General features: G+C 59.9%; 10 protein-coding genes. 8 read left to right on the plus strand and 2 right to left on the minus strand.

The annotated features are described in order from the left end of the window. Window positions 1–33 precede the first annotated feature (33 nt). From AB1462_RS02780 to AB1462_RS02815, 8 genes are all read left to right on the plus strand, one after another. Window positions 34–1,662 (plus strand): ABC transporter substrate-binding protein, encoded by a 1,629-nt coding sequence (locus tag AB1462_RS02780; RefSeq protein ID WP_090409486.1) that lies wholly within the window; start codon window positions 34–36, stop codon window positions 1,660–1,662. A 303-nt stretch (window positions 1,663–1,965) separates the two neighbouring features. Next, window positions 1,966–3,570: an ABC transporter substrate-binding protein gene (locus AB1462_RS02785; protein ID WP_090409489.1), complete on the plus strand. Its 1,605-nt coding sequence runs from the start codon at window positions 1,966–1,968 to the stop codon at window positions 3,568–3,570. A 171-nt stretch (window positions 3,571–3,741) separates the two neighbouring features. Continuing rightward, window positions 3,742–5,139 (plus strand): OprD family outer membrane porin, encoded by a 1,398-nt coding sequence (locus AB1462_RS02790; RefSeq protein ID WP_367246109.1) that lies wholly within the window; start codon window positions 3,742–3,744, stop codon window positions 5,137–5,139. Window positions 5,140–5,219: 80 nt separating this feature from the next. Continuing rightward, the gene (locus AB1462_RS02795) at window positions 5,220–6,815 is read left to right on the plus strand and encodes an ABC transporter substrate-binding protein (protein ID WP_090409493.1); all 1,596 of its coding nucleotides are present in this window, start codon (window positions 5,220–5,222) and stop codon (window positions 6,813–6,815) included. Between the two features lie 76 nt (window positions 6,816–6,891). Further along, window positions 6,892–7,902: an ABC transporter permease subunit gene (locus AB1462_RS02800; RefSeq protein WP_003171721.1), complete on the plus strand. Its 1,011-nt coding sequence runs from the start codon at window positions 6,892–6,894 to the stop codon at window positions 7,900–7,902. 10 nt (window positions 7,903–7,912) lie between these two features. Next, window positions 7,913–8,824 (plus strand): ABC transporter permease subunit, encoded by a 912-nt coding sequence (locus AB1462_RS02805; RefSeq protein WP_027604858.1) that lies wholly within the window; start codon window positions 7,913–7,915, stop codon window positions 8,822–8,824. Between the two features lie 10 nt (window positions 8,825–8,834). Further along, window positions 8,835–9,803, plus strand: a complete 969-nt coding sequence (locus tag AB1462_RS02810; RefSeq protein ID WP_090409495.1) for an ABC transporter ATP-binding protein — start codon at window positions 8,835–8,837, stop codon at window positions 9,801–9,803. Beyond that, entirely contained in the window at window positions 9,803–10,774 is a 972-nt protein-coding gene (locus AB1462_RS02815) for a peptide ABC transporter ATP-binding protein (RefSeq protein WP_017138288.1), read from the plus strand. Before AB1462_RS02810 ends, AB1462_RS02815 begins: the two co-directional genes overlap by 1 nt. A gap of 193 nt (window positions 10,775–10,967) precedes the next feature. On the opposite strand, the gene AB1462_RS02820 is transcribed toward AB1462_RS02815, so the two are convergent. Continuing rightward, entirely contained in the window at window positions 10,968–11,234 is a 267-nt protein-coding gene (locus tag AB1462_RS02820; RefSeq protein WP_090409497.1) for a hypothetical protein, read from the minus strand. Between the two features lie 98 nt (window positions 11,235–11,332). Then, window positions 11,333–11,578: a hypothetical protein gene (locus AB1462_RS02825; protein ID WP_259192519.1), complete on the minus strand. Its 246-nt coding sequence runs from the start codon at window positions 11,576–11,578 to the stop codon at window positions 11,333–11,335. Window positions 11,579–11,728 lie beyond the last annotated feature (150 nt).

Here is an 11,728-nt window from a genome sequence, read left to right on the forward strand (position 1 = left end):
CCACCAAAAATGACAACAAATCATGAGGCCAACATGCTTAAACACGCAGTCCTTCCGTTATTAGTGAGCGCAGGCCTTTTGGCCGCGGCCCCATTCGCCCAAGCGGCGACTAACCTGGTGTTCTGCTCCGAAGGGAGCCCGGCCGGTTTCGATCCAGGCCAGTACACCACCGGAACAGACTTCGATGCTTCGGCCGAAACCATGTTCAACCGTCTGAGCCAGTTCGAACGGGGCGGCACCGCCGTTGTTCCTGGCCTGGCCACCAGCTGGGACGTATCCCCGGATGGCCTGACCTACACCTTCCACCTGCGCGAAGGCGTCAAGTTCCATACCACCCCGTACTTCAAGCCCACTCGTGAATTCTCGGCTGACGACGTACTGTTCACCTTCAATCGGATGATCAACAAAGACGATCCATTCCGTAAGGCCTACCCCACCGAGTTCCCGTACTTCACGGACATGGGGATGGACACCAACATCAAGAACATCGAGAAAGTCGATGCCCACACCGTCAAGTTCACCCTTGGCACCGTGGACGCCGCTTTCATTCAGAACCTGGCGATGAGCTTCGCGTCGATCCAGTCCGCCGAGTACGCCGCCCAGTTGCTGAAAAACGGCACGCCTCAGGACATCAACCAGAAGCCAATCGGCACTGGCCCGTTCGTGTTCAAGAGCTACCAGAAAGACTCGAACATTCGTTACACCGGCAACAAGGACTACTGGAAACCTGAAGACGTGAAGATCGATAACCTGATCTTCGCCATCACCACCGACCCGTCGGTGCGTATCCAGAAGCTGAAGAAAAACGAATGCCAGATCACCCTGTTCCCACGTCCGGCCGACCTCAAGGCGCTGGGCGAAGACAAGGACCTGAAACTGCCACACCAGGCCGGTTTCAACCTGGGTTACATCGCCTACAACGTGATGCCTGTTCTCAAAGGCCAGACCGCGCCTAACCCACTGTCCGACCTGCGTGTACGCGAGGCCTTGGACATCTCGGTGAACAAGCAGCAGATCATCGATTCCGTGTACCAGGGCGCCGGCCAACTGGCCGTCAACGCCATGCCGCCGACCCAATGGTCCTACGACACCACCATCAAGGATGCCCCGCACGACGTGACCAAAGCCAAGGCTTTGCTCAAGGAAGCCGGCGTCAAGGAAGGTACCGAGATCACCCTGTGGGCGATGCCGGTTCAGCGTCCGTACAACCCGAACGCCAAGCTGATGGCCGAGATGCTGCAGAACGACTGGAAACAGATCGGCCTGAAGGTCAACATCGTCAGCTATGAATGGGGCGAGTACATCAAGCGCTCCAAAGGCGGCGAGAACCAGGCCATGATCATTGGCTGGAGCGGCGACAATGGTGACCCGGACAACTGGCTGAACGTGCTGTTCGGCTGCGATTCCCTGAGCGGCAACAACTTCTCCAAATGGTGCGACAAGAAATTCGACGGCATCGTGAAAGAAGCCAAGGCTACGTCGGACGTCGCCAAACGCACCGAGCTGTATAAGCAGGCGCAACATATCCTCAAAGATGCAGTCCCGATGACACCTATCGCGCACTCGACGGTGTATCAACCCATGCGCAACACCGTACAGGACTTCAAGATCAGCCCGTTTGGCCTGAACTCCTTCTATGGCGTGAGCGTAAGCGGCAAGTAAGGACCAATAACGGCGACGTTTCATAACGTCGCCGTTATTGCATCCGCCAGGCCGTAGGAAAGAGACCACGCTCGCAATCGCCGCTTCCTACAGCTGCGAACTGCGATAAACAGCTCTTTTGCCTACAAGGTCAGTCCGATTTGGCGCATTTACTGCGAAGTCCGCGACCCATACCGTCGTAGGACAGCAGAGGCTCCAATCTGGGAAAGGCACTTGCTGTGTGTGGGATCAGTAATGTCCCCCTGGCCATACGCCGGGGTGATTGCTTGCTGATGACAACTACAAACAAGGATCGGGATCGTCATGCGCCATACCACCGTTCTATCCGCAATTTTTGGCACCAGCCTGCTGGCTGTGGCCACGATGGGCCACGCCGCCGATAAGCGGAGCCTGGTGTTCTGCTCCGAAGGCAGCCCGGCAGGCTTTGACACCGCGCAGTACACCACCGCCACCGATAACGATGCGGCCGAGCCGCTGTACAACCGCCTGGTTGAGTTTGAAAAGGGAGCGACAAACGTCGTACCTGGGTTGGCGACCAAGTGGGATATTTCCGAAGACGGCCTGACCTACACCTTTCACCTGCGTGAAGGGGTGAAATTCCACAGCAACAAGGAATTCAAGCCGACGCGGGACTTCAACGCCGACGACGTGCTGTTCACCTTCAACCGCATGCTTGACCCCGACCACCCGTTTCGCAAGGCCTACCCTACCGAGTTTCCGTACTTCAACGGGATGAGCCTGAACAAGAACATCGCCAAGGTCGAGAAAACCGACCCGCATACCGTGGTGATGACACTCAACACGGTCGACGCCGCGTTTGTGCAGAACATCGCCATGAGCTTTGCCGCCATCCTGTCGGCCGAATACGCCGAGCAGTTGCTCAAGGAAGGCAAACCCAGCGACATCAACCAAAAGCCGATCGGCACTGGCCCCTTTGTCTTCCAGCGCTACCAGAAAGACTCGCAGATCCGCTATGTGGGTAACAAACAGTACTGGGACCCGAGCAAGGTCAAGCTGGATCAGCTGATTTTTGCCATCAACACCGACGCCTCGGTGCGCGTGCAGAAACTCAAGGCCGGCGAATGCCAGGTCACCCTGCATCCGCGCCCGGCCGACGTCGACGCGCTCAAGGCCGACCCGAACCTGCAACTGCTGACCAAGCCCGGTTTCAACTTGGGCTATATCGCCTACAACGTGCGCCACAAGCCATTCGACCAGCTCGAAGTGCGCCAGGCGCTGGACATGGCGGTGAACAAGCAGAGCATCCTCAACGCCGTGTACCAGGGCGCCGGGCAGTTGGCAGTCAATGCCATGCCACCGACCCAATGGTCCTACGACGACAGCATCAAGGACGCCGCCTACAACCCGGAAAAAGCCAAGGAACTGCTCAAGGCTGCCGGCGTGAAGGAAGGTACCGAGATCACCCTGTGGGCGATGCCGGTACAACGTCCGTACAACCCCAACGCCAAGCTGATGGCCGAGATGCTGCAAAGCGACTGGGCCAAGATCGGCCTCAAGGTCAAGATCGTCAGCTACGAGTGGGGCGAATACATCAAGCGCACCAAGAACGGCGAGCACGATGTCAGCCTGATCGGTTGGACCGGCGACAACGGCGACCCGGACAACTGGCTGGGCACCCTCTACAGCTGCGACGCCATCGGCGGGAACAACTACTCCATGTGGTGTGACCCGGCGTACGACAAGCTGATCAAGCAAGCCAAGGTCGTGACCGACCGAGAACAAAGGACTGTTCTGTACAAACAGGCGCAGCAACTGCTCAAGCAGCAGGTGCCGATCACGCCCGTCGCCCACTCGACGGTCAACCAGCCGTTAAGCGCCAAAGTCGAAGGCTTCAAAGTAAGCCCCTTCGGCCGCAACGTCTTTTCGGGCGTCAGCATTACCCCATAAGAAAATAACCGGATTGCAGAGAGCGAAGTTGGCTCTCTCGTAAACGTGCAGCCTTTTGTCGGGATTTTTCCTACAGCAAACGTTTGCACCAGCTTGATCGAGTTACACACCCAATAGCCGGATCACCAAAAAAGACCGGCATTAAAAAGAGAACCAAAGGAGCTTCAACCCATGAAACTGAGCAGCAAAGCGCTTCTGGCCCTGGCCATCAGCAGCATCACGGCCACCGCCTACGCTGAACCCGCCAGCCAGGACTTCGTTCCGACCACACTCGCCGGCGCCAGCGCCCAAAGCGAGGCCAAGGGCTTTATCGACGGTCAAAGCCTGGGCGGTACTACCCGTAACTGGTACTCCACCGAGAAGAAATTCCGTGGCCAGCGTTTCTCCTATGAGAAACACAATCAGACACGCACCGACGCGAACCGCACAAACTGGGTACAAGGCACCATCCTCAACTACTCCTCGGGCTTCACCCAAGGCACCGTAGGTGTGGCGACCGAAGTCGCGGCTTACAACGCGGTGGTCCTGGATCGCAGCAAGCGTGATATCAAGGGCGGCTCCAACCGTACCCTGGCTGACTCCGACGGTGATGCAGTAGGCCAATGGAGCAAACTGGGCCTGGCCAACGTCAAGTTCCGCGTGTCCAACACCACCTTGACCGCCGGTCGCCAGAACTTCAGCAGCGGCATCGTCGACACCATCGGCAACCGTGCCCTGCCTTCGAGCTTCGAAGGTGTGAGCTTCAACAGCGAAGAGTTCAGCAACCTGTCGTTCCAGGGCGGCATCTTTGATCGCGTTTCGCCGCGTACCGAACAAAGCCTGTCGAAATTCCGTTCCGAGTACGGCAATGGCCAGGAAACCGACAAGGTCAAGACCCTGGGCTTCAACTACCAGCCGTTCAAGAGCGTGAAAACCAGCGTGTTCGCGGCTAACGTCGAAGACTTCTGGAACCAGTACTACTTCGGTGCCACCCACGAATTGGGTGATGCACAGACCCTGGCACTGACCACCGGCCTGAACTACTACAAAACCACCGACACCGGCAGCAAGAAGATGGGCAACATCGACAACGACACATACTCGTTGTCCCTGGGGCTGACCCACCAGGCCCACAGCCTGACCTTCTCGTACCAGGAAGTTAACGGTGACGAGTACTTCGACTACCTGCACGAAACCAACGGCATCTACCTGGCCAACTCCCTGACTTCTGACTTCAACAGCCCGAACGAGAAGTCCTTCCAGATCGCCTACGGCATCAACATGGCCGAATACGGCGTGCCGGGCCTGAAGTTCAACGTCTACTCGGCGCGCGGCTGGGGCATCGACGGTACTCACTACAACGGTACCGCCTACGGTACTGCCGGTGAGAGCCGCAGCGACCTGCGCCTGATGGACGGCGAGAAACACCAGGAATACGGCGTTGGTACGTCCTACGCGATTCAGAGCGGCCCACTCAAGGCGACCACCATCCGTGGCACCTACGTGACTCACCGCGCCAGCGCACAACAAGCTGACGGCAACATCAAAGAGTTCCGCCTGGTCACCACCATCCCGTTCAACATTCTTTAATTAGCGCCAGGTAGACGGCGGGCTCAGGACGAGCCTGCCGTCTACGCTTGTCTGGTCCCATCGATTGCAGAGGGCTCTGAATGAAAATGCTCCCGCTACAAGCTGCCGTTGCCGCTGCGCTGTTAAGCGTCGCTATCGGCGTATCGGCCAAACCCCTGGTGGTCTGCACCGAAGCCAGCCCGGAAGGTTTTGACCCGGTCCTGTACACCACCGCCGTCACCGCCGATGCCGCCGCTGAAACCATGTTCAACCGCCTGGTGGACTTCAAGCCCGGCACCACCGAGATCGTGCCAGCGCTCGCCACTTCCTGGGAAATCAGTGACGACGGCCTGACCTATACATTTCACCTGCGCGACGACGTCAAGTTCCACACCACCGACTACTTCAAACCCACGCGCAACATGAATGCCGACGACGTGCTCTGGAGCTTCCAGCGCCAGCTGGACCCAAAACACCCATGGCACAACAAGTCCAACGTGGGCTACCCGTACTTTGAAAGCATGGGCTTCAAGGAACTGCTCAAGAGCGTGGAGAAGACCGATGACCATACCGTGGTCTTCACCCTGACCCGCCCTGAGGCGCCGTTCCTGGCCGATGTCGCGATGCCGTTCACCGCCATCCATTCCGCCGAGTACGCCGACAAGCTACTCGCCGCCGGCAAGACCGAAGAGCTCAACAGCAAGCCGATCGGCACCGGCCCGTTCATTTTCACGCGCTACCAGAAGGATGCTCAGGTGCGCTTCAAGGCCAACCCGGAGTACTTCCGTGGCAAGCCTCCGGCCGATCCGTTGATCCTGGCCATTGCAGTCGACAACAACGTGCGCCTGCAGAAGCTCAAGGCCAACGAATGCCAGATCGCGCTGTATCCCAAGCCCGATGACCTGCCCAGCATCAAGAAAGACCCGAACCTGAAGGTCGCCGAACTGGCGGCGATGACCACCGCCTACACCGCCCTGAACACCACCCACAAGTACATGAGCGACGCGCGGGTGCGTCATGCGATCAATATCGCGTTCGACAAGAAAGGCTACAACGAATCCCTGTACGGCAAAGGCAACGCCGTTGATGCCACCGGTCCGTACCCACCGACGCTGCTGGGCTTCAACGATAAGCTGAAAAACCCTGAGCGCGACCTGGACAAGGCCCGTGCCCTGCTCAAGGAAGCCGGCGTACCGGAAGGCACCGAGTTCACCCTGTTCACCCGTAACGGCGGCGGCCCGACCAACCCTAACCCGATGCTCGGCGCCCAGCGCATGCAGGCGGATCTGGCGAAAATCGGCCTGAAAGTGAACATCAAGGTCATGGAGTGGGGCGAGATGCTCAAGCGCGCCAAAGCCGGCGAGCACGACATGGTTTCTGCCGGCTGGGCCGGTGATAACGGCGACCCGGACAACTTCCTCACGCCGAACCTGAGTTGCGATGCAGCAAAAAACGGCGAAAACTACGCGCGCTGGTGTAACAAAGAGTTTCAGGACTTGATCGATAAGGCCCGCGCAATCGCTGAACCCACCGAACGCGCCGCACTCTATGAACAAGCACTGGACGTTTTCGACAAGGACCAACCATGGATCCCCATGGCTTACCCGAAAATGTTCACCGCCATGCGCAAGAACGTCGAGGGTTATACCCAAAGTCCTCTGACGAACAATAACTTCGCCACTACCCAGGTGAAGTAAATAAGAGAAACGCTCGGCACCGCCCACCAGGACGGTGCCGAACCTGCCTAACCGGCTGATTGAGGTACACCACAAGATGTTTAGTTTTATTGCCCGCCGACTGGGGTTATTGATCCCCACGTTTTTCGGCATCACGTTGCTCACGTTTGCGTTGATTCGCATGATCCCTGGCGACCCTGTCGAAGTCATGATGGGCGAGCGGCGCGTCGACCCCGAGATGCACGCACAGGCAATGGAACGCCTTGGCCTTAACAAGCCGTTGTATGCGCAATACCTGGACTACGTCGGCAAGCTCGCCCAAGGCGACCTTGGCGAATCGCTGCGTACCCGTACCAGCGTGTGGACCGAGTTCACCGCCCTCTTCCCGGCGACTCTGGAACTGTCCATGGCCGCCCTGTTGTTCGCCGGCATCCTGGGCCTGTTGGCCGGGGTGATCGCGGCACTCAAGCGAGGATCCCTGTTCGACCATGGGGTGATGGGCATCTCCCTGGCGGGATATTCGATGCCGATCTTCTGGTGGGGCCTGATCCTGATCATGTTCTTCTCCGTGAGCCTGGGCTGGACCCCGGTTTCCGGGCGTATCGACCTGCTCTACGACATCGAGCCGCGCACCGGCTTCATGCTGATCGACACCCTGCTGGCTGACGAGCCGGACGCGTTCTGGGATGCGCTGCACCACCTGATCCTGCCGGCCATCGTGCTCGGCACCATCCCGTTGGCGGTGATCGCACGGATGACCCGCTCATCCATGCTCGAAGTGCTGCGTGAAGACTACATCCGTACCGCCAAGGCCAAAGGCCTGTCGCCAGCGCGCGTGGTGTTCGTGCACGGCCTGCGTAACGCGTTGATCCCGGTCCTCACCGTGGTCGGCCTGCAAGTCGGCACCCTGCTGGCCGGTGCGGTCCTGACCGAAACCATCTTCTCGTGGCCCGGCATCGGCAAATGGCTGATCGAAGCCATTGGCGCGCGGGACTACCCGGTGGTGCAAAACGGCATCCTGCTGATCGCCTGTCTGGTGATCCTGGTGAACTTCGTGGTGGACATCCTCTACGGCTTCGCCAACCCACGCATCCGTCACCAGCGCTGAGATCATGACCATGACCACACCTACTCAAGTGTCAGCAGTCGATCAAAGCCTGCTGTACCCGTCGCCGTACAAAGAATTCTGGCAAGCCTTCTCCAAGAACAAAGGCGCGGTTGCCGGCCTTCTGTTCATGTTGCTGATCGTGTTCTGTGCGATCTTCGCCCCCTGGGTAGCGCCGCATAACCCCAGCGAGCAATACCGCGACTTCCTGCTCACCCCGCCGTCGTGGCTGGAAGGCGGGCAGATCCAGTTCCTGCTCGGCACCGACGAGCTGGGCCGCGACCTGCTGTCGCGCCTGATCCAGGGCTCGCGCCTGTCCCTGCTGATCGGTTTGTCGTCGGTGGTGATGTCGCTGATCCCGGGCATCCTGCTGGGCCTGTTCGCCGGGTTCTTCCCGCGCCTGCTCGGGCCGACCATCATGCGCCTGATGGACATCATGCTGGCCCTGCCCTCGTTGCTGCTGGCGGTTGCCATTGTCGCGATCCTCGGCCCTGGCCTGATCAACACCGTGATTGCCATCGCCATCGTCTCGCTGCCGTCCTACGTGCGCCTGACCCGCGCTGCGGTGATGGGCGAACTGAACCGCGACTACGTGACTGCCGCCCGCCTCGCCGGCGCCGGCCTGCCACGCCTGATGTTCATCACCGTGCTGCCTAACTGCATGGCGCCGCTGATCGTGCAGGCGACCCTGAGTTTCTCTTCGGCGATCCTCGATGCCGCGGCCCTGGGCTTCCTTGGCCTTGGCGTACAACCGCCAACCCCGGAGTGGGGCACCATGCTGGCTTCGGCCCGTGACTACATCGAACGCGCCTGGTGGGTGGTGAGCCTGCCTGGCCTGACCATTTTGCTCAGCGTGCTGGCAATCAACTTGATGGGTGACGGCCTGCGCGATGCGCTGGACCCGAAACTCAAGAACGCCGCCTGAGGAGATTCCCATGTCACTGTTAGAAATCAAGAATCTCAACGTCCGTTTCGGCGACAAGACCGCCGTGCCGGTGGTCGATGGCCTCGACATTTGCGTCGACAAAGGCGAAGTCCTGGCCATCGTTGGCGAGTCGGGCTCGGGTAAATCCGTGACCATGATGGCGCTGATGGGCCTGATCGAGCACCCCGGCATCGTCACCGCCGACGCCCTGAACTTCGACGGCAAGGACATGCTCAAGCTGAGCAACCGCCAGCGTCGCCAGATCGTTGGCAAAGACCTGGCGATGGTATTCCAGGACCCGATGACCGCCTTGAACCCCAGCTACACCGTGGGTTTCCAGATTGAAGAAGTGCTGCGCCTGCACCTGAAGATGTCGGGCAAGCAAGCGCGCAAACGCGCCATCGAACTGTTGGAAAAAGTCGAGATCCCAGGCGCCGCCAGCCGTATGGACGCCTACCCGCATCAACTCTCCGGCGGTATGAGCCAGCGTGTGGCCATCGCCATGGCGATTGCCGGCGAGCCGAAGTTGCTGATCGCGGATGAGCCGACCACGGCATTGGACGTGACCATCCAGGCGCAGATCATGGACCTGCTGCTGGCCCTGCAAAAAGAGCAGAACATGGGCCTGGTGTTGATCACCCACGACCTCGCGGTCGTGGCGGAAACCGCCCAGCGCGTGTGCGTGATGTACGCCGGCCAAGCGGTGGAGGTCGGCCAGGTGCCGCAACTGTTCGACATCCCGGCGCATCCATACAGCGAAGCGCTGCTCAAGGCGATCCCCGAGCACAGCCTCGGCGCCACGCGCCTGGCCACGCTGCCGGGTATCGTACCCGGCCGCTATGACCGCCCGCAGGGTTGCCTGCTGTCGCCACGCTGCCCGTACGTGCAGGAAAGCTGCCGCCAGACCCGCCCAGGTCTTGACCCTAAATCCAACAGCCTCGCGCGCTGCTTCTACCCCTTGAACCAGGAGGTGGCGTAATGGCCGTCGTTCTTACCGCCCGCGACCTGACCCGTCACTACGAAGTGTCCCGTGGCCTGTTCAAGGGCCATGCGTTGGTACGCGCGCTTAATGGTGTGTCATTTGAACTGGAAGCCGGCAAGACCCTTGCCGTTGTGGGCGAGTCGGGTTGCGGAAAATCCACCCTGGCCCGAGCACTGACGCTGATTGAAGAGCCGTCGTCCGGTTCCCTGAAAATCGCCGGCCAGGAAGTCGCCGGTGCCGACAAGGCCCAGCGCAAGCAATTGCGCAAAGACGTGCAGATGGTGTTCCAGAGTCCCTACGCCTCGTTAAACCCACGCCAGAAGGTCGGTGATCAACTGGGCGAACCATTGCTGATCAACACCAACCTGTCCGCCGCCGAACGCCGCGAGAAAGTGCAGGCGATGATGAAGCAAGTGGGCCTGCGCCCTGAGCATTACCAGCGCTACCCGCACATGTTCTCCGGTGGTCAGCGCCAACGGATCGCCCTGGCCCGCGCGATGATGCTGCAACCGAAAGTGCTGGTGGCGGATGAGCCGACCTCGGCACTCGACGTATCGATCCAGGCCCAGGTGCTCAACCTGTTCATGGATTTGCAGCAGGAATTCAACACCGCCTACGTGTTCATCTCCCATAACCTGGCGGTGGTGCAGCACGTCGCCGATGACGTGATGGTGATGTACCTCGGCCGTCCGGTGGAAGTGGGCCCCAAAGAAGACATCTACGCCCGCCCCTTGCACCCGTACACCCAGGCGCTGCTGTCGGCCACCCCGACCATTCATCCGGATCCGAACAAACCGAAGATCAAAATCGTTGGCGAGTTGCCTAACCCACTGAACCCGCCGCCGGGATGCGCTTTCCACAAGCGCTGCCCGTATGCGACAGCGCGTTGCAGCAGCGAGGAGCCGCAGTTGCGGGCGTTGGATAATCGCCAGGTGGCTTGCCACTACGCGGAGCAATTCGTGGCCTGAAACCCTGGCCCGTAGCCTTGGCGAGGCTGCGTCAGCGGTGTGTCAGACAGACCGAAAACGCAGCCTCGCCAAGGCTCGGCAGCTGCTACTGGAGGTCAGATTAGAAATATGTGAGAAGTGATACAGCGTTCTACAGCCCTTCCCGTCAGGTTGCGCATCAGCCTGGCGGGAGGGGCTTTCTTTTGGCTGGAACCTACGTCTGGCTGTCACCATCATCGTCGTCCGGGTCGTCGCTGTCCGGGTCGTTGGTGGTGTCATCGTCGTCCTTGCTGCCGCCCTGGTCCTGATCACCCGGCTCAGCCTCGGACTTGGCCAATTGCAGGGGCTTGCCCTGCTCGCTCTGCACCGCCGACAAGCCCGCCTGGCTCTGCACCGGGTTATGCGCCCAGGCCGCCGACATTCCCAACGACATCAGCACCAGCACTTTTATCAACAGCACTACTCGCTGAAAAATACTCATGGTCGATTTCCGTCCCGTCAGTAGGTGAGTCCCGCACGACAGCGATTTACCATCGCCAGCCTTTGAAGCTAGTTGGGATACAGGGTTTGCGCCAGCTGTCAGGCATCCCCATCGTCATAGGTTTCGCTGTCTTCCCCTTCGTTGTAGGGGTTTTCTGCATCTTCCTTGGGCGCGGGCTGGGCCTGGGGTTGCCAGCTGCCGGAGTTGACCTCGTTCTGCTTTTTCTTGGTGACCGGGCCGGTGTCTTTCCACTGCGGCGCTCCTGCGCCCGCCAGGGCCGGAAGGGCCGTAAGCCCCAGGGCCACCAGCAACAGCAGGGGGATGGCGCGTTGAGCATTTCGCACGGTGGTCTCCTTTGCAGTTGGTGGGTAAACGCTAGACCCGATGCCGGATTCTCGCCAATCCCATGCCTGGTGGAGACCAAAAATGTGGGAGGGGGCTTGCCCCCGATAGCGTAGTGTCAGCCCCCAAGGTACTGGCTGACACACTGCTAT

Origin of the sequence: Pseudomonas sp. SB113 (assembly GCF_040754745.1) — a bacterium.
In the GTDB taxonomy this organism is placed as follows: Bacteria; Pseudomonadota; Gammaproteobacteria; order Pseudomonadales; family Pseudomonadaceae; genus Aquipseudomonas; species Aquipseudomonas grimontii.

Excerpts from the sequence above, each read along its gene's own strand:
- AB1462_RS02820 (WP_090409497.1), bottom strand. The coding sequence starts at position 11,234 with ATGAGTATTTTTCAGCGAGTAGTGCTGTTGATAAAAGTGCTGGTGCTG.
- AB1462_RS02785 (WP_090409489.1), top strand. The coding sequence starts at position 1,966 with ATGCGCCATACCACCGTTCTATCCGCAATTTTTGGCACCAGCCTGCTG.
- AB1462_RS02815 (WP_017138288.1), top strand. The coding sequence starts at position 9,803 with ATGGCCGTCGTTCTTACCGCCCGCGACCTGACCCGTCACTACGAAGTG.
- AB1462_RS02810 (WP_090409495.1), top strand. The coding sequence starts at position 8,835 with ATGTCACTGTTAGAAATCAAGAATCTCAACGTCCGTTTCGGCGACAAG.
- AB1462_RS02780 (WP_090409486.1), top strand. The coding sequence starts at position 34 with ATGCTTAAACACGCAGTCCTTCCGTTATTAGTGAGCGCAGGCCTTTTG.
- AB1462_RS02795 (WP_090409493.1), top strand. The coding sequence starts at position 5,220 with ATGAAAATGCTCCCGCTACAAGCTGCCGTTGCCGCTGCGCTGTTAAGC.
- AB1462_RS02805 (WP_027604858.1), top strand. The coding sequence starts at position 7,913 with ATGACCACACCTACTCAAGTGTCAGCAGTCGATCAAAGCCTGCTGTAC.
- AB1462_RS02800 (WP_003171721.1), top strand. The coding sequence starts at position 6,892 with ATGTTTAGTTTTATTGCCCGCCGACTGGGGTTATTGATCCCCACGTTT.
- AB1462_RS02790 (WP_367246109.1), top strand. The coding sequence starts at position 3,742 with ATGAAACTGAGCAGCAAAGCGCTTCTGGCCCTGGCCATCAGCAGCATC.